Annotated in this window: 13 protein-coding genes; 3 read left to right on the top strand and 10 right to left on the bottom strand. The window is 31.3% G+C overall.

What is annotated here, in order from left to right; all coding sequences use genetic code 11:
* Positions 1–47: 47 nt before the first annotated feature.
* The 5 genes from bsdtw1_RS06340 to bsdtw1_RS06320 form a co-directional block, all read right to left on the bottom strand.
* Positions 48–3,791, bottom strand: coding sequence for a phosphoribosylformylglycinamidine synthase (locus tag bsdtw1_RS06340; RefSeq protein WP_183276758.1), 3,744 nt, complete (start codon positions 3,789–3,791; stop codon positions 48–50).
* 270 nt (positions 3,792–4,061) lie between these two features.
* Positions 4,062–5,162: an alanine racemase gene (locus bsdtw1_RS06335; RefSeq protein ID WP_244638113.1), complete on the bottom strand. Its 1,101-nt coding sequence runs from the start codon at positions 5,160–5,162 to the stop codon at positions 4,062–4,064.
* Positions 5,163–5,701: 539 nt separating this feature from the next.
* Positions 5,702–6,310 carry an HD domain-containing protein gene (locus tag bsdtw1_RS06330; protein ID WP_205245271.1) on the bottom strand — a complete coding sequence of 203 codons (609 nt, stop codon included), beginning with the start codon at positions 6,308–6,310 and terminating at the stop codon, positions 5,702–5,704.
* A 48-nt stretch (positions 6,311–6,358) separates the two neighbouring features.
* Complete coding sequence (locus tag bsdtw1_RS06325) at positions 6,359–7,048, bottom strand: YjbE family putative metal transport protein (protein WP_183276757.1); 690 nt, start codon at positions 7,046–7,048, stop codon at positions 6,359–6,361.
* A 181-nt stretch (positions 7,049–7,229) separates the two neighbouring features.
* On the bottom strand, positions 7,230–8,669 hold the full coding sequence (locus bsdtw1_RS06320) for an MptA/MptB family glycosyltransferase (protein WP_183276756.1): 1,440 nt from the start codon (positions 8,667–8,669) through the stop codon (positions 7,230–7,232).
* A gap of 394 nt (positions 8,670–9,063) precedes the next feature.
* Between bsdtw1_RS06320 and bsdtw1_RS06315 the strand changes: the two genes are divergently transcribed.
* Positions 9,064–10,734 (top strand): alpha-keto acid decarboxylase family protein, encoded by a 1,671-nt coding sequence (locus bsdtw1_RS06315; RefSeq protein ID WP_183276755.1) that lies wholly within the window; start codon positions 9,064–9,066, stop codon positions 10,732–10,734.
* Between the two features lie 47 nt (positions 10,735–10,781).
* Here bsdtw1_RS06315 and bsdtw1_RS06310 read toward each other — a convergent pair whose 3' ends face one another.
* Together bsdtw1_RS06310 and bsdtw1_RS06305 are read right to left on the bottom strand one after the other, a co-directional pair.
* On the bottom strand, positions 10,782–11,672 hold the full coding sequence (locus bsdtw1_RS06310) for a GGDEF domain-containing protein (protein WP_183276754.1): 891 nt from the start codon (positions 11,670–11,672) through the stop codon (positions 10,782–10,784).
* Between the two features lie 479 nt (positions 11,673–12,151).
* Positions 12,152–14,347, bottom strand: a complete 2,196-nt coding sequence (locus bsdtw1_RS06305; protein WP_183276753.1) for an alpha-galactosidase — start codon at positions 14,345–14,347, stop codon at positions 12,152–12,154.
* A gap of 289 nt (positions 14,348–14,636) precedes the next feature.
* On the opposite strand from bsdtw1_RS06305, the gene bsdtw1_RS06300 reads away from it, so the two are divergent.
* Both bsdtw1_RS06300 and bsdtw1_RS06295 read left to right on the top strand, forming a co-directional pair.
* Positions 14,637–15,131 carry an RNA polymerase sigma factor gene (locus tag bsdtw1_RS06300; protein WP_183276752.1) on the top strand — a complete coding sequence of 165 codons (495 nt, stop codon included), beginning with the start codon at positions 14,637–14,639 and terminating at the stop codon, positions 15,129–15,131.
* Entirely contained in the window at positions 15,124–16,506 is a 1,383-nt protein-coding gene (locus bsdtw1_RS06295; RefSeq protein WP_183276751.1) for a serpin family protein, read from the top strand. Before bsdtw1_RS06300 ends, bsdtw1_RS06295 begins: the two co-directional genes overlap by 8 nt.
* 75 nt (positions 16,507–16,581) lie before the next feature.
* Here the strand turns inward: bsdtw1_RS06295 and bsdtw1_RS06290 are convergent, their stop codons facing one another.
* From bsdtw1_RS06290 to bsdtw1_RS06280, 3 genes are all read right to left on the bottom strand, one after another.
* The gene (locus bsdtw1_RS06290; RefSeq protein ID WP_183276750.1) at positions 16,582–16,968 is read right to left on the bottom strand and encodes a (deoxy)nucleoside triphosphate pyrophosphohydrolase; all 387 of its coding nucleotides are present in this window, start codon (positions 16,966–16,968) and stop codon (positions 16,582–16,584) included.
* Positions 16,969–17,082: 114 nt separating this feature from the next.
* Positions 17,083–17,817: an amino acid ABC transporter ATP-binding protein gene (locus bsdtw1_RS06285; protein WP_183276749.1), complete on the bottom strand. Its 735-nt coding sequence runs from the start codon at positions 17,815–17,817 to the stop codon at positions 17,083–17,085.
* Positions 17,818–17,834: 17 nt separating this feature from the next.
* A complete protein-coding gene (locus bsdtw1_RS06280; RefSeq protein WP_183276748.1) occupies positions 17,835–18,611 on the bottom strand; it encodes an amino acid ABC transporter permease in 777 nt (258 codons plus the stop codon).
* Between the last annotated feature and the right edge of the window lie 218 nt (positions 18,612–18,829).

Here is an 18,829-nt window from a genome sequence, read left to right as displayed (position 1 = left end):
CTTATACCTCCGAATTAATTAAGATTATTTTATAATTAATTTCAATATTATTTAAAGTAATTCACACCAGATTTGAAGAGTTTTTGGTCAAACTCACCAATAATGTTTTTATACAAGTTGTCACCTATTCTTTCTGAATGTCCCATCTTACCAAGTATTCTTCCATCAGGACTTGTTATACCTTCTATAGCAAGCATTGACCCATTTGGATTGTATGGCATATTAAGTGTAGCCTCTCCATTCATATCCACATATTGAGTCGCTATTTGTCCCTTTGATTGAAGCACTGTTAAAAGCTCTTGTGGCGCAACAAATCTTCCTTCACCATGAGATATCGGAACAGCATGTATATCTCCTAAATTAACTTCATTAAACCATGGTGATAGCTTTGAAACTACCTTAGTATTTACTATTGAACTCATATGTCTTCCCATGGTGTTAAAAGTTAATGTAGCCATATCCTCTTCCATATCAACTATCTCTCCGTATGGAAGCAGCCCAAGCTTCACTAATGCTTGGAAGCCATTACAAATCCCTAACATAAGCCCATCTCTATTTTTCAGAAGATCCATCACAGCATTACTTATTCTTTCATTTCTAAACACTGTAGCAATGAATTTTGCTGATCCATCAGGTTCATCACCAGCACTAAAACCTCCAGGAAGCATTATAATTTGACTATTTTGTATCTCTTTTTCCATCTGTACTAAAGAATCAAGAAGACTTTCTTTTGTAAGGTTCTTTAGAACTAATTGTTTTACTTCAGCACCTTCTTTTTCGAAAGCTCTTGTACAATCATATTCACAGTTTGTACCTGGGAATACAGGTATTAATACTCTTGGTTTTGCAGTTTTAATTGCAGGTGACTTTTTATAGCTATTTTCATATAGGATAGAAGTTACCTTTTCACTTTCTTCTTTAGTCTTAATCTTAAACACTTTACTTAATTTTCTTTCCCACTGTAGTATAAGTTCATCAATATCAAAGCTTTCATCTAAAACTTTAATAGCTGCTTCTTCTATTGTTTCACCAATAATCTTGTAACTAGCCCCTTTGAATTCACTTACAACATCTACTCCACATGGAACTTCAAGTATAAATGTTCCATAGTTAATATTGAAAAGTTCTTCTTTGCTTAATGCTGAAAGCCTAACCCCAATTTTGTTTCCGAAACACATTTTAGATATTCCTTCACAAATGCCCCCATTTTTTAAGGAATATGCTGATATAACTTTTTTCTCTTCGATTAATCTTTCAATTACTTCTACATTTTTCTTAAATTCTTCTATATTAATAAGTTCACTTTCATCTCTACTTACGCTTACGTAGATCACTTGAGAATCTACTGACTTAAACTCAGGTGAGATTATATTTTTAGCTTTCTCAACCGCTACAGCAAAGGATACTAAAGTAGGTGGTACATCCATTTCTCCAAAACTTCCAGACATACTATCTTTTCCACCTATTGCTGCTATCCCTAAATCTATCTGAGCTTGATATGCTCCAAGTAGTGCTGCAAGTGGTTTTCCCCATCTTTCAGGATTTTTACCAAGCTTTTCGAAGTACTCTTGGAAAGTTAACCAAATCTTTTTGCTTTTACCACCGCATGCAACTATCTTAGCTACCGATTCTACCACTGCGTTATAAGCACTATGGTATGGACTCCATCTCGCAATCTTCGGGTTAAATCCAAAGCTCATAATAGTTGCTTCTTCAGCTTCTCCATTAACTACAGGTATCTTAGCTGACATTCCTTCAGCAGGAGTAAGCTGATATTTTCCTCCAAAAGGCATTAGTATAGTGCCTGCACCTATTGTTGAGTCAAATCTTTCAACTAAGCCTTTTTGTGATGCAACATTTAAGCTCTTTAAAGTTTCTATCCATTGTTCTCTTAAGCTTGCATTATTTTCTTCGTTAAATACATTTTCTTCTGACTTAGGTGCCTTTAATATAGCGTCAGTACTTTGCTTCGCTCCATTTGTATCTAAGAAGGCTCTTGATAAATCTACAATCTTTTTACCATTCCAAAACATTCTCATTCTTTCAAGATCAGTAACTTCAGCAACAATAGTTGCTTCTAAATTTTCTTCAAGAGCTAGTTCAACAAACTTTTGTCCATCTTCTTTTGAAACAACTACCGCCATTCTTTCCTGTGATTCTGAAATAGCTAGTTCGGTTCCATCAAGACCTTCATACTTTTTAGGAACTAGATCTAAGTTAATATCAAGACCTCTACATAGTTCTCCAATTGCTACAGAAACCCCACCAGCACCAAAATCATTACATCTTTTTATCATAGTTGAGACCTTAGGATTTCTAAAAAGTCTTTGTAACTTTCTTTCAGTTGGTGCATTTCCCTTCTGCACTTCTGCTCCGCATTGTTCTATTGATTCAACTGTATGTTCCTTTGACGATCCAGTTGCTCCACCGCAACCATCTCTTCCCGTTCTTCCACCAAGAAGAATTATTATATCTCCCTTTACAGGTTCTTCTCTTCTTACATTTTTAAGTGGTGCTGCTGCTATTACTGCACCAATTTCCATTCTCTTAGCAACATATCCAGCATCATATATTTCATTAACCTGTCCAGTAGCAAGTCCTATTTGATTTCCATAGGAACTATATCCGTGTGCTGCCCCTAAAGTTATCTTTCTTTGAGGTAATTTTCCTTTTAGCGTATTTTCTATAGAAACTGTAGGATCTCCGCTTCCGGTAACTCTCATGGCTTGATATACATAAGTTCTGCCAGATAGCGGGTCTCTAATTGCCCCACCAAGACATGTAGCTGCCCCACCAAAGGGTTCTATTTCAGTAGGATGATTGTGGGTTTCATTCTTGAACATTACTAGGTAATCTTCAGTACCCTTTTCTGTTTCAACCTTTACTTTTATGGAACATGCATTTATTTCATCTGAAATATCTAGATCTTCAAGCATTCCTTTACTTCTAAGTTCTTTCATTGCTATTACAGCTATATCCATTAAAGTCATATCTTTATTTTTATTCTTATATAAAAGCTCTCTTGCTTCTTTATATCTGTTAAAACTTTTAATGATCGGACTTGAATAGATACTTTCTTCTATTTCAACACTTTCTATTGAAGTCAAGAAAGTTGTGTGTCTACAATGATCTGACCAATAAGTATCTATAACCTTTATCTCAGTAATACTTGGATTTCTTCTTTCTTCTGAGAAATATTCTTTTATTAATATTAAATCTTCTATTGTCATGGCTAAGCCTAATTCTTTATGAAGATCGCTTAACTGTTCTTCATTCATATTTATAAAATCATCTATATTTTTAACTTCGCTTGGAATTTCATAGGATGAGAATAACTCTTTAGATAGAGGATCTACCTCTCTTGAGTCAACAGGATTTATGTAATATTGTTTTATCTTTGTTAGTTCATCTTCACTTATATCGCCACTAATACATACAACCTTTGATGACTTTATTTCAAGTTTATCCCCTGCTGTAAGAATCTGAAAGCATTGTTCAGCTGAGTCTGCTCTTTGATCATATTGGCCTGGAAGGTATTCTACTGCAAAAACAGCTTCTCCTTCTGAAATAGGAAATTGGTCTTCATAAACTTTATCCACCATAGGTTCAGAAAAGATTATAGCCTTTGCCTTTTCATAAACTTCACTTTCAATTTCGTTGAAAGAATATTTGTTTATTAAACGTACCTCTTTGATAGTGTTTATTCCTAAATTTGTTTTGAAGTCCTCTAGTAGTGCGTTTGCTTCGATATCAAAGCCTTGTCTTTTTTCTACATACAAAGTTCTAATCATGATTTCCTCCCAAAACACAAATATTCAGATTTTATTCTTTAACTTATCCACAGATTCAATTGAATTATAATTCCCTAAAGAATAAAAAAATCCTAAGGGCACACTTAGGAAAGTAATCGCCCTTGATTACGAATTATATTTTAAATAGTTGTAAAATTATTCGCCTTTATAAAAATAAAATAACACTTGCTCCATACTTTGTCAATGATAAAAGAAAAAAATAAGTTATTATTCGTCATATCACGAATAATAACTTATTATGCTGAACAACTAATTCGTTATGTAATTTTTCTCCACAGATGAATCTGCAAGTATAGGAGATATATCAACTCTAAGAATGCTTTCTATGTTTATGTCATCCATTGATATCAGTGTAGTATTCATGTTAGCTGTGCCAAGAACTCTTACCCCTATATTCCCTGAAAAGATAACTGGTCTAAACTTAACATGATTGTAAATAGCCTTTAATATATCATAAAACACATTATGCTTCACTGCCTTATTAAAGCCAAAATGCTCTATGTTCCCAAAGCCTAGTACACCAACCTGCATATCTTTTTTAGCTTTATATTTACAGCCGTATCCAACATATCCTCCCTTTTTTACAAAGTGAGTATTAACTGGTTTTGCATAAAATCCATATGCTTTTTTAAAGCCTTGGTTTAGCCCATCATATCCGTACAAAATATTTCCACTTCTAACAGTATTGGTAAACTCAGCAAGCTCTCTATATTCACTGTTTAAGGTACAGATTGAATTTAAGCAATGTATATGTGGTATCACACCTACGTATTTCTCAACTGTCGCTTTGAATAGATTAATTTGATTTTTTGTGTACTTTACATTGCTTCCATTATGTAAGTGAGTATATATCCCATCTATGTTTATATTTTTAAATTCATTTTTTATTTTTTCAATTACACTATCAATTCTATCTGGACTTATTCCCATTCTATTCATTCCACTATCAATATATAAATGAACCTTTATATTTACTTCAGGCGAAAGTTTATCCAACATAGCTTCGTTATCTATTGTAAAAATTATATTATCCATATCTGTATTGAAATCAGTTAACGTTACCAGCGGGGATAACAGTAGAATTTCTTTTTGACTCCTAACTCTCTTAGCCTCTTCTAAATCTCCAACTGCAAAAAAATCAACAAATTGATCTAAATATTCAGTTACTCCTTCAATTCCTAATCCATAGGCATTTCCTTTTACAACTGCTATTATCTTCTTGTTATTAGTCAATTCTTTTATTCTATCTACATTGTTCTTTATCTTATCTAAGTACACATCGCACCAAAAATTCTTCATATGATGTTCCCTTCCTATCTTTAATCCTTGTACCTCTTTGAATTTGTCCATATATAGGCACTGCCTAAAAGTATTATTATCACTGCTTTAACAATTGTTGCGCTATCCATACATATCACCTTCCATAGTATACAGATATACCAATTCTAAATAAAATCCATTTATCAAGTAAAATACCATTAATACTTAAAATGATTGTTGGTATATTTTTAAATCATGGAAATGGTATATCTATTCTTCTGAACAGATAAGCACTTCATAATAAATTTATTTTTAAAAAATATTATAACTGACTTAATATACCCTAATTCAATATTATATACCATTGATATACAATTTAAAATTAATTTTTACACAAATTTGACTTATACATCTTTATAATAAGACGAAAAAAAAGCTGCCATTCGGCAGCAAGATCCTACGTAATGACCATATCGGTCATTAGTATTATATACACTTTTCCACATTATATACATTTTTAAATTTAATTTTTAGGGGGTAAAAATTAAAACTTATCATATTTATATAATAACCTAGCATTGTATTGTACTTATGTAATAAATATGTTTTGTTTGTGTGAAATACCCCCATCAACTTCTTAAAGAATTAAGATCTATATCAGCCTTCATAAGTTTCTGTTCTGCTTGTTCTAATACCAACTTTTTTAGCTCCATTAAGGCCGGTTCAAATTCAACATGTTTATCAAGCATATAACACATCTTAAATTCTATATCTATCCATGTAGATAAATCCGCTTCGTTATGCTGTATTTGTGCCTCTAACTTGTCCAATCCGTTAGCAACCTTCGCTTCATAAGTTTCTTTCTCTTCAAACTCCATCCATAAATCATATATATCATTACCTAATGTATTACCAAGCATATCTCTTATTTTTTCAATGGCCATGATTTCACTTTTATGTTTCATATTCTTTTTTAGCTCATTGTTCATAGTATCAAAAGTAGGAACATCTCCAACTTCTGCTTCTACAAGGTCATGTATTATGGTCATCTTTAAAAGTTTTTCTATATCTATAGGCTTAGTAAGATATTTCTCTATCATTATAGCCATGAGAGAAAGCCTCCAACTGTGCTCAGCAACACTCTCCTGCCTTCCATTAGATAAATAGCTATGCCTTAATTCATACTTTAGTTTTTCAGAAAAATTTATAAGTTTCAATATACTCCTTAGTTCTCCCACATTCATCCATCCTATCTTCAATTTATGTAATTCTTATCATATTCTTTCCTAGAGATTTTCGATACCATAAACCAATACTGCTAATGCACATAAAATTGAAAAAATTAAACCAAGCGCTGGATTTATACTATTTATGACACTTGACACTAATTTATCGTCAAAAATCATTTTCACTGCAGTATAAACTAGTAAGGCTGCACACATATATATAATTACAGGAAACCTTACCATCATCTCCGCTATAAATTCACTTCCCCAAAATATAATAGGCATACATATCATTAAACCAAATATCACTAGTCCCATCTGTTGACCTGTTATCCTTTCAGTATCAGTCATTGCAATAGAAACTATGGCTAGTACATTATCCAGGCTCATACTTATATCTGCCACAGTTATAGATATAAGTGCTTTAAAAAAGCCACCTGTTTGTCCCTTCTTTCCGTAACCACTTTTACCTTGGTCTTGAATCATATTATAAGTAATATATAAAAGCAATATCGCTCCTATTATATTGATATGAAGCCACTCTAAAGTATATAAAAAGCCAATAATTCCAACAAAAAATATTCTAAGAAAAAGCGCTACCCATACTCCCATAATATTGGCAAGCTTGGCCTTCTTTGGTGGTAAATCTTTTATTGCAAGTGCTATTACCCCTACATTATCACCAGAAAGAACTAAATTGATAAAAAAGATTTCAATTCCCTTTGAAATAAGTTCAGAAAATGTATACATATTAACCTCCATTACAACAGCGTGTATTTTGCTATAAATATTTCTATTTTGTTTAAATATACGCTATTATGTTTGCTAAATATGCTGTATACATTGTTTAAATTTGAAAAAGCAGAAAATACATTGCATGTACTTTCTACTTTTATGCAGATTTGGATGTGCCACTCCAATAAATATTTTATTAACTTGCTTTATCACTTATTAAATTACTTATGGAAACTATAATCAAGTATATAAGTAAAAGCACATTTATAAATGATACTACCATACCTATGCGGTAATCTGTAAGAGGATTTATATTTCCACCTAAAGATTTAAATAGAACCACATGTGTATTTAAATACACTGTAAAACTAAACCCAATAGCTAAAACCAGTAGCCTTCTATCCTTTAAATATATGTAAGATAAAATTGCTAAAATTACCGCTGGAAACAGATATCTGTCATGCATCCCTACTGACAATGTATATACTCCAGAAATCTGAATCAAAGCACATAAGAAACCAAACTTAGCATTATTACCTTTTACATAAATGTACCAAGAAAACAAAGTGGTTAATACAATAAAAATCATTCCCCAAGTGTGATAATTTAAAAATAAGAAACTTAAAGAGTTATCTACATAATTTGCTTTAAATAAATAAAAAAGATTGTAAGCATTCATTGTTGCATATGGATACTCTGCCACTGTCTTTTTATAAAGTTCTACTATCCACAATATATTTCTATTTGCATTAAACGGCATAACAACCAATAATGCAACCACTAAAGCTATTCCTGCTGATTTGAAAAAGTTTTTGAGCTTCTTTCTTCTTACAAGTTCAAAAAACAACACTGGTAAAAATATAATCCCTTGCGGTTTCATAAGTACTGAAAAAGCAAGCATTACAGAAGCTAATTCTAATTTTTCTTCAATCATAAAATACATTCCAGCAACAATAAATAATGCAAATAAAGAATCAACTTGCCCCCACAACGATGAATTGGTGAGTATTGCTGGATTAAACACAAAAAATACCACCAGTAACATGCTTATTTCCACGGAAATTCTTCTTCTTGCTAATCTATATATAATATATGCGGTGATCATATCAGCAATAATTGCAGGTAATTTAAGTAGTAATACAAAATATCTACCTGTTATGCCAAGACTTCCTAACTTTCCTATTATAAATAACAGATATAAATATAGTGGTGGATAGTCAGCAGCTTGTGGACTAATATAAAACCCTGGCAAGTTTTTAGCTACCGAGGTTGCCCAAACCTTAAAACAAATAATATCATCTGGATATCCATGTACTAGCAGAGCCAATATAATTCTCACTATCAATCCAAGAACAATTAATACTATAACCGCTTTCTTTTCATTCTTTATTTTTAATCTAATATTTTTCTGAATAAAAATATAATAACAAAAAATTGTGATACAGAAAAAAGCACTTGTACACAAGAGAAAATATTTCATAAATATTGAACCATTATCATTTCTCAATGCTAGCATTTTATTATTAAGTAATCCAATTGCATTATGAGTAGTTAAAACATAAATTGCTAAGAGTCCAATAATACAAACTAGGATTAAAAATATACTCTTTAATAAATTTTTCTTCATAAACTTCATTCATTCACTTCCTTTTATTTAGTAACTAATTCTAATAATCTAAATACTTCACAATAAATAACCCGCCTTAAATTTGCTTTTTCTTTTAACTATTTTATTTAGATATTTCACTAATTTTTACCGGAGTAATTATAACATATTTGTCATATTTTTAAAACTATTGTTTAGCCTAACTATAGGAAACAATAAAAGTAAATCTACAACTAATGCATTTTTTTCTTTTTTAGGTTTCCAAACTTAGTATGTTATACATAAAGTAGCTTTGCCTTTCTTGTCAATAACCTTGGCATAAGGTTTATAACCTTGGTTAAAATATTAATTAATATTTATGTTTAAAAATATTATTAAACAAGGTTTTAAAACGTAATTTATCTAATCTAGGAGGTATGTATTTATGCTTCAACAACAAAAAACTTTTTCTACAAATGAACCAACTGTAAGTGAATATTTATATGATTGTTTATATAAAGAAGGAATAACTGAAATCTTTGGAGTACCTGGAGATTATAACTTTTCACTGCTGGATACATTAGAACACTATAAAAATATTAATTTCATAAATTGCTGTAATGAATTAAATTCAGGCTATGCTGCTGATGGTTATGCAAGAGTAAAAGGAATGGGCGCTATTATTACAACCTTTGGTGTAGGTGAGCTAAGTGCATGTAATGCAATTGCAGGTTCTTACAGTGAAAACGTGCCAGTTATTCATATAGTAGGTGCTCCTAAAACAACGGTTCAACTAGAGCATAAAAAAATGCATCATACTCTACTCGATGGCTATTACGATGCATTTATAAAAATTTATGAAAACATAACTGCATATACTGCAGTTATTACAAGAGAAAATGCCGAAATAGAAATACCTAAAGCTATTAGTATTGCAAAAGATACAAAAAGACCTGTATATCTACTTATTGCTATAGACGTAGCAGAACAGAAAGTTACTACAAGAGAATTTGTTACAGCTGAAAAATCAACCGAAGAAAAATCTCTAAAATCAGCTATTGATCATATAAACTTAATGCTTACAAAGTGCAAAAATCCTATTATAATTCCCGATATCTTAGTATTAAGATATGGTCTACAGAGCAAGGTAGAACAACTAGTTGATAAAATGGATATACCTGTGGCTACAATGATGATGGGTAAAAGCTCTTTTAATGAAAGCCACCCTAATTATATAGGTTTATATGCAGGAAATTGGGGAAGCAATGAAGTTCAAAAGATAGTAGAAAGTTCTGACTGTCTCATTACTATAGGTGCCATTTGGTCTGACTACAATACCGGTTCCTTTAGCGCCAATTTAAATCCACTAAATATAATAGAAATTCAACCTACATATGTTAAAGTGGGAATGTCTGTATATGAAAATATCCTAATAACCGACTCACTAAATGAACTTTTGAAGATTGCAAAAAAGAAATCAACACCAAAGCCTAATGTACATTTTCCTTATACCAGTAGCGTCGCAAGCTTAGAGAATAAGATTTCATCTAACTTTTATTATCCTAGAATACAAGAATTTATCAAAGAGGATGATATTCTGATTGCTGAAACAGGAACATTTGCATATGGAATATCTCAGTTAAGACTACCAAAAGGAGTAATATATATAAATCAAAGTGGTTGGGGAAGTATTGGATACGCAACTCCTGCTGCCTTCGGAGCATCTGTTGCGGCTAAAGATAAGCGTGTGATTTTATTTACAGGAGATGGATCTCATCAATTGACTACACAAGAGATAAGTTCTATGTTACACAATAACTGCAAACCGATAATTTTCCTAATTAATAATAACTTTTATACTATAGAAGCTTATCTCAATAAACCTAATAAGACTCATTATAATGATATACCAAATTGGGACTACACAAAGCTCGTTGAATCTTATGGAGGAAATTCTTATACCACAAAAGTTTATACAAATAGAGATCTAGATGAGGCGATTAAACAAGCGGAAATTCAATGCAAAGAAAAACTATGCTTCATAGAAATGGTTTGCGATAAAATGGACGCACCATATATGGTACATAATATACATGAAATGGTAAAACAAATGTAACGAATAATAGGAGAGAAATCATCAAATAAAGATCTCTCTCCTATATATTAAAATACAATTCTATTTCTTCCAGCGTTTTTAGCTTCATATAACTTTTTATCAGCTAAATTTAAAAATTCTTCCACTGTTATTTCCTTATTTGAAGTTGAGCATATTCCAAAGGAAGCAGTTATTTTTATATCTTCATTATTATAAATAAACTTCTTTTTTGCTATACGCTCATGCATTCTTTCAGCTATAACCAATGCAGCTTTTTCGTCAGCCCCTGGTATACACACTAAAAATTCTTCTCCTCCGTATCTTCCGATCCAATCTTTCTTATTTCTTATGCATTGTTTTAAGCATCCAGCTAATTCCTTCAAGACAAAATCTCCAGTGGTATGTCCAAATCTATCATTAATACTCTTAAAGTAGTCCACATCAACCATTATTATTGAAATAGGTTCGTCCTTCTTAAAACATACTTTCATGTCTATTGGTAATGTTTCATCAATAAATCTTCTATTTCCTATGTCAGTTAATGAATCCCTTATAGTCATAAGCTTCAGATCATTTATTATATTGCTAACCTTACAGCCTTTACCATCTAAACTATGACCATAAAAGAGGCTGTCTGTAGCATCCTTAATAAGCTCTACTATTAATGTTTTGTTGTCGACTTCAATTGGTAACACTGTAATCAGATAAGATTTATTATCCACACTTTCAATCTTCATATAGGTTTTTTTATCCTTTAATGCTCTAATAGATATACAGTTTTCGCAAATAGCTTCTTTACCAATTTTATTAAAACAGGAACTACCTTTTTCAATTAATGTATTCCCATTATATAACAGCACCCTCTTTGTAATTGGATCTACCACCCTTATAACATCATATAGCTTCTGAAATATATTTAAATTATTCTCAATAAAATCTATCGTTATATCCTTATCCATATATCAAAATCACTTCCAATCTTTATGATACTTTATAGTCTTATAGCTTCTATAGCTCAACCACTTCCTACTTGAATTTACATTTTCAAAACCATCTTCTTGAAATCGTAACAGCTTTCTTAATAAATCTATAATCGAAGTTGTACACTTATAGATGAAGCCTAAACTTTTAAGGAAATAAGTATTTAAGTCAATCAGTAAATTAGATTTGGGTGATTAAATATATATTTTCTTCAAGCATAAAGCCTATTTATAGTACTCTTATTATCGAGATTAAAACTAAGTTCTTTATAATAATTAAGTGCAAACATCTAAAAAATTCAAGTTGTTTGCACTTAATTATCTCATTATTTAATTATTTTTCAAGTTTTTTCTGATACATTTAAAGAAAATCTGTAACTTTTACTTTTATATAACAAGGCTTCAAACGCTCTATATGTTACAAATCACTATAATCCCCATAGTCTCTAATTTAAGTTTTACTTTGATTTAATCTTCCAAACAACACTTTGATAATCTCCAAATAAAAATGGTATTGTAATGCCTGAATACATTAACTCATCTCCTCCAAAAATCCCTTCACATTCACTTACAAGATAATCTTTATCTGGATCTAATCCAATAAGTCTAAGTTTTCTTACAGGCGCATCAGCCTCGGCAAGGATTCTAAAATAGGCAACCATTGCTTCATTCTTATCCTCCGACACATACATCCAAGCAGTTTCATTTCCCTTACCTTCAAATGGACTTACCAATCTGAACATATCACCGAATTGAATCAAAGCTCTTAATTCTTTATACTGCATTACTTGTTCTTTAACTTCTTTCTTTTCCTTCTCTGTGAATTTAGTAAGATCTAACTCATATCCAAAATTACCTGACATAGCTACATCTCCTCTCATCTTAAGAGGCGTATTTCTTCCGACTTGGTGGTTCGGAACAGCTGAAACATGAGCACCCATAGTACTAGCAGGATATAAAATACTAGTTCCATATTGGATTTTTAATCGTTCTACTGCATCTGAATCATCACTAGTCCATATTTGAGGCATATAATAAAGTATACCTGGATCAAAACGACCACCACCACCTGAGCAACCCTCAAAAAGAACATCTTCAAACTCATCAGTTAACTTATCCATAATTTTATATAATCCCAAAATATATCTATGAGCAGTTTCTCTTTGTCTATCTGCTGAAAGAAGTTTTGATCCTACTTCTGTCATATTTCTATTCATATCCCACTTTACATAACTAATAGGAGCACTGCTTAATACCTGTGAAATGGCTTTTGCAATATAGTCACAAACGTCCTCTCTTGATAAATCTAATATTAATTGAGTTCTTGCAGTAGAACGAGTCCTTTCAGGTACATGTAAACACCAATCTGGGTGAGCTCTATATAAATCACTGTCAGGTGAAACCATTTCTGGTTCAAACCACAGCCCAAATTTCATATTTAAATCATTTATTCTATCTCCTAAACTTTTCAGCCCATCAGGCAATTTATTCTTATCTACTACCCAATCACCTAAAGAGCAATCATCACTATTCCTTTTTCCGAACCATCCATCATCCAGTACAAAAAGTTCAATACCAAGCTTCTTTGCCTCTTTTGCTATATTTATGAGCTTTTCTGCATCGAAATCAAAATAGGTTGCTTCCCAATTATTTATTAATATTGGTCTTGTCTTATCTCTATATCTTCCTCTGCAGAGTCTTGTCCTGTATAACTTATGATAAGTTCTAGACATTGCGCCAAGCCCCTCAGATGAATATACCATTACTACCTCAGGTGTTTGAAAATCTTGTCCTGGTTCTAATAACCATGAGAAGTCAAATGGATTTATACCTAATGAAACTCTTGTGGATTTATACATATTTATTTCAGCCTGAGCCAAGAAATTGCCACTGTACACCAAACTCAAGCCATAAGCCTCACCTTTTTCTTCTGTGCAATCTTGGCTTATTATTGCAATAAATGGATTATGCTCATGACTACTTGCTCCTCTTCTACTTTCAATTGTGTGCATACCTGGAGTTAGCTTTTCTCTTATAATATGCCTTTCTCTAGCCCAGGATCCATTTAGATGTAAGAAATCAAAATCATCTCTCATAAAATCTAAACTCATACTTAATCCACGTAGGAGCTTTAAGTTACAATTCCCTTCATTTACAAATCGCGCACTTCTTGTGATAACATTATATTTTTCAAACACAGTATATAATAGATGTACTCTTAAACCAATCAAGCTGTCAATCAATACTATTTCTAAAGTTTCTGCTTCATCTTCAGCTTCAACATAAGTTGCTGGTAAACCATTAAGTTTTGGTTTACCTTTAGAAATTGTATATGATTCATACCTTAAATCAGTTATAGTTGAACCGTTTTCTAGCTGAAGTTGATAAGCAGGAGTACGAAAATCTGTATTTCCATAGGCTGGATACTCTTGAGGAAGTGTATCCAATGAGAATATCTTATCTTTATCATCTGGATTAGCTGAAAAAGAAGTTCTTCCTCTATAAACTAACATATCTTTTTCATTTACATTTCTGATTTTTTTCCCCCAATATAGGTGAGCAAGATATCCATCTTTTACAATTTGCATAATATAACTTGTATCCTTAGCTTGTAAGTGAAAAACTTTATTATCTTCATTAAATGTAATTCCCATAATCCATCAACCCTTTCATAAAAAGCTTAAAACACATGATTTATTTACACTATATTCAGTTTAACTTTATGTAATATATTTTACCAAACGCTAAATAAAACTTATACAATGATATATGATGAATTATTTTTACAAATTTATATATAATTACAGTACATTTTGAAACTCATACATCCCTATATATTGACTAATATAAAAAATCGATTAAGCTAAGTATATACAAATTTATTCCATTAACCGAAACTTTTTACAGATATCAATCGTTTATATATTGAAAGGGGGTTAAGGTATGCATACTATATCCCAATATGATAGTGACTACTATTGCAAAAAAATAGAAACTCATGGAAATACAGTTTATAAAATATGTAGATTATATTTGAAGGAAAATGCAGATATTGAAGATGTATTTCAAAAAGTATTTTTAAAACTTATTGAGAAAAAACCCTACTTTAAAAATCAAGAACATGAACGCGCTTGGTTTATTAAAGTTACTGCAAATACTTGCAAAGATTTTTTAAAAAGCTATTGGAACAAAAATACTGTTTCTATTAATGACATTGATTCTGTTACTGAAGGCATTGAGCTTAGCGAAGTATTTGAGGCTGTATTTAGTTTAGAACATAAATATAAGATAGTAATTTACATGTATTATTATGAAGGTTATTCTATCTCGGAAATATCTAATATATTAAAAGTTAATGAAGCTACGATTCGTACTCAACTCAAGAGAGCTCGTGAAAAGCTTAAAAACAAATTAGAGAGGGATGAGTTTTATGAGTAAGAAATTTAAAAAAGATCTAGACAATATACAACTGAATGATAAGTTAAAGAATAAAACTATGGATATGATAAAACAGACCTTAGACAAAGAGCATACTTCAAGAAATTTATTCTCCAGAAAAACTTTTTTTATTTTTGCTTTTACTTCTTTTGTCCTAATAATATTTATTGTTGGTATTACTGTTATTAAGGGGCCTTTTAATAATTCAGTAAAAGCAAAAGATTTAATGCAAGGTATTGGTTCTGAAAACATAACCTTAAAAGATAATCTTTCTAAGGAGTTTTTAGATTCAACTTCAGAATTTTCTATATCAATGTTTAAAGAACTTACGAAACAAAAAAATGCTGTTTATTCTCCTACATCTTTGTATCTAGCCTTAGGAAGTGTTTTAAACGGAGCTGACGGGAATACAAAGGATGAGCTTTTAAAAGCACTTTCAAAATATGGCTTAAGTAGTGATGAGCTAAATATATATTATAAAACCTTAGTTTCACGACTTCCTAGTAAGAAAAATAAGACCACCTTAAGTATTTCAAATTCCATATGGTTTGATAATGGCTTCGATGTAAATAAAGATTTCCTAAATATCAACAAGAACTTTTATAACACAGATGCATATGAGTTAAATCTGCAAGCTGAAAATGCAAAGAATCATATAAATGCTTGGGGTAAAAAGGTAACAAATAATAAAATCGGTAACATAATTGAAAGAATAGATAAAGACGATGTAATGATAATATTATCCAGTATCTACTTTAACGCCAATTGGCAAAAGCCTTTCCCTAAAAATAATACTCATAAATCAAACTTTACCACAAGTGATCACGTAAGTATTACTACTGATTTTATGAGTCAAGAGGATAACATTAAAAGTTTATCTAATAGTTCGGAGCAAATAATATCTCTCCCGTATGCTAATGGAAATCTAAGCTTCATAGCAATGATGCCAAATGAACAGACTAATATAAGAGATTATATTTCAAGTCTTAATAAAGATAGTTTTGCTAACAAGATAAGCTCATTAACATCCCAAGAACTTTATGTCTCACTTCCAAAGTTTGAAATACAATTTGGTAAATCAATTAAAAACGAATTATCAGCATTAGGTATAAAAGAGCTTTTTGATCCAACCCAAGCAAATCTCAATAAAATATCAACTAATAAAGATAGTCTATTTGTTAGTGAAATTGCACAAAACACTTATTTAAGAGTAGATGAAAATGGTACAGAAGCTTCATCTATTACCAAAGTTGATATATCAAAACAAGCTTTGACTACCTTCATCAATTTTAATCGTCCCTTTGTTTATGCCGTAATCGATAATGATACAAAATTACCTCTATTTATTGGGCTAATGGATACTCCCAATAAATAGCTTTCAAGACTGAAGAAGGAGTTTATGTGATTATTTAAAATCTTCACATAAGCTTCTTTTTTATATTTGCTAAACTTATTTATAACAACTCTTAAGCTTTTTAACCAGAGGTATATCCGCAGGTGCAAAATTGAATTTGTCTATCTCCTGAATAGTCACCCATTTTATTAAACTATGAACTGAGAGCTTTATCTCCCCACTTATAAATTGGGCGAAATATGCAAGAAGTTTTATCTGTCCATGGGAATAATCATATATGCTTTCACCTAAGAAATCACCCACTTCAATCTCAATATCAAGCTCTTCTTTTATTTCTCGCTTTAAGCACTGCTCCTCTGTCTCACCTATTTCTATCTTCCCTCCGGGGAATTCCCACATTCCTTCTTCTTTTTCATCTTTTCCCCTTTGAGCTATCAAAATCAAATTATCCTTTACGATAATAGCTGCAGTCACTTCTTTCATATGATAACTTCCTTTCAATATCAGTTTTATATATTCTAATATAATATTAAAATTACATAAATAAAAGAGCAGTAAATATTTTAATTTACTGCTCTTTAAAAGGCTTAAATTTTATTATTTTAATGTACGCTTTAAGAACTCTCTAGTACGCTCTTGAGTTGGATTCTTAAATATTTGCTCTGGAGTTCCTTCTTCTGCAATAACTCCTTTATCCATAAACACTACGCGATCAGATACTTCTTCAGCAAAGCCCATTTCATGAGTTACTATAAGCATTGTTAGTCCACTTTCAGCAAGTTCCTTCATAACCTTAAGAACTTCTCCTACCATTTCTGGATCAAGTGCTGAAGTTGGTTCATCAAATAACATTACATCTGGTTCCATTGAAAGTGCTCTAGCTATAGCTACACGCTGCCTTTGTCCACCTGATAATTGCTTTGGTTTAGCATTAATATATTGTTCCATGCCTACAACCTTCAAATACTTTCTTGCAACTTCCTCTGCTTCGGCCTTTGAACGTTTTAGCACCTTTACTTGTCCAACAACACAATTGCTTAAAACATTGTGATTATTGAAAAGATTAAATGATTGGAATACCATACCTAGTTTTGTACGATAAGCATAAATATCGTGTTTATCATCGAGGATGTTTTCACCTTTATATATGATTTCTCCACCAGTTGGCTTTTCAAGTAGATTAACACAACGTAGAAGGGTAGATTTTCCTGATCCTGATGATCCTATTATACATACAACTTCTCCCTTTTTTACTGAAAAGTCTATGTCCTTAAGCACTTCATGAGTTCCAAAAGATTTACTTAAATGTTTAATATCAATTACATTTTCCATACTATTCCCTCCTTCGTTTAATACATATTAACTTCTTTATTTTTTCTAGCTATATCTTCAGGTGTTTCTACCTGCATTTGATTTGCATACATAATGTAGTTATCTGGTCCATCTAATTTTCTTTCAATTAATCTCAATATTCTTGTTACTGTAAAAGTCATTATAAAATAAAGTATACATGCAACAAAGAATGATTCAAAGTATCTAAAATTATTTCCGGCAACAGATTTTGTTTGGAAGTATAATTCAGTTACTGAAATTACGTTAAGTACCGAAGTATCCTTTATGTTGATTACGAACTCATTACCTGTTGCTGGTAATATATTACGTATAGCTTGTGGTAATATAACATTAGTCATAACTTGAAAATGCTTCATTCCTATAGCATCTGCTGCTTCAAATTGTCCTTTATCTATCGAAACAATACCACCACGAATAATTTCTGACATATAAGCACCAGTGTTTATAGATACTATAAGTACTGCTGCAAAAAGTCTATCCATATTCAAATTAAATGCCAAAGCTGTACCATAGTAAATTACCATAGCCTGTACGATCATCGGAGTTCCACGGAATACTTCTATATAAACAAATAATAGTGCATTTACGAGCTTAAGGAAATATCTTTTAATACCCTTCTCAGGCATTGGTACAGTTCTTATAACTCCTACTAATAAACCTATTACAAACCCTATAATAGTACCAGTCAGTGCAACTAACAGAGTAGTGCCAGCTCCTCTAAGGAACATCTGCCAGTTTTCTGAAACAATTTTTACAACCCAATCAAAACTCATTTTTTTCCTCCTTCAATAATGAAACCGAATGTGGTACAGATATACTGCTTCATAGTTAACAACACTTTTCAAGTCTTTTCCTCACAACTTAGGAATGTTCTAAAAAGTTTAAAAAGAAGCGGCACATCCTTAAATACATTCGGTTTCTAATAAAAAACTGTTTTTATAACCTTCATTGACGATTTTTTTCAAAGCTATCTTCCAAATCTTATATTTGG

The sequence above is a fragment of the Clostridium fungisolvens genome, from assembly GCF_014193895.1.
In the GTDB taxonomy this organism is placed as follows: Bacteria; Bacillota; Clostridia; order Clostridiales; family Clostridiaceae; genus Clostridium_AR; species Clostridium_AR fungisolvens.
This window is presented reverse-complemented; position numbering and strand designations above follow the sequence as displayed.

Excerpts from the sequence above, each read along its gene's own strand:
- bsdtw1_RS06340 (WP_183276758.1), bottom strand. The coding sequence starts at position 3,791 with ATGATTAGAACTTTGTATGTAGAAAAAAGACAAGGCTTTGATATCGAA.
- bsdtw1_RS06335 (WP_244638113.1), bottom strand. The coding sequence starts at position 5,162 with ATGGACAAATTCAAAGAGGTACAAGGATTAAAGATAGGAAGGGAACAT.
- bsdtw1_RS06325 (WP_183276757.1), bottom strand. The coding sequence starts at position 7,048 with ATGTATACATTTTCTGAACTTATTTCAAAGGGAATTGAAATCTTTTTT.
- bsdtw1_RS06320 (WP_183276756.1), bottom strand. The coding sequence starts at position 8,669 with ATGAAGTTTATGAAGAAAAATTTATTAAAGAGTATATTTTTAATCCTA.
- bsdtw1_RS06315 (WP_183276755.1), top strand. The coding sequence starts at position 9,064 with ATGCTTCAACAACAAAAAACTTTTTCTACAAATGAACCAACTGTAAGT.
- bsdtw1_RS06310 (WP_183276754.1), bottom strand. The coding sequence starts at position 11,672 with ATGGATAAGGATATAACGATAGATTTTATTGAGAATAATTTAAATATA.
- bsdtw1_RS06305 (WP_183276753.1), bottom strand. The coding sequence starts at position 14,347 with ATGGGAATTACATTTAATGAAGATAATAAAGTTTTTCACTTACAAGCT.
- bsdtw1_RS06300 (WP_183276752.1), top strand. The coding sequence starts at position 14,637 with ATGCATACTATATCCCAATATGATAGTGACTACTATTGCAAAAAAATA.
- bsdtw1_RS06295 (WP_183276751.1), top strand. The coding sequence starts at position 15,124 with ATGAGTAAGAAATTTAAAAAAGATCTAGACAATATACAACTGAATGAT.
- bsdtw1_RS06290 (WP_183276750.1), bottom strand. The coding sequence starts at position 16,968 with ATGAAAGAAGTGACTGCAGCTATTATCGTAAAGGATAATTTGATTTTG.
- bsdtw1_RS06285 (WP_183276749.1), bottom strand. The coding sequence starts at position 17,817 with ATGGAAAATGTAATTGATATTAAACATTTAAGTAAATCTTTTGGAACT.
- bsdtw1_RS06280 (WP_183276748.1), bottom strand. The coding sequence starts at position 18,611 with ATGAGTTTTGATTGGGTTGTAAAAATTGTTTCAGAAAACTGGCAGATG.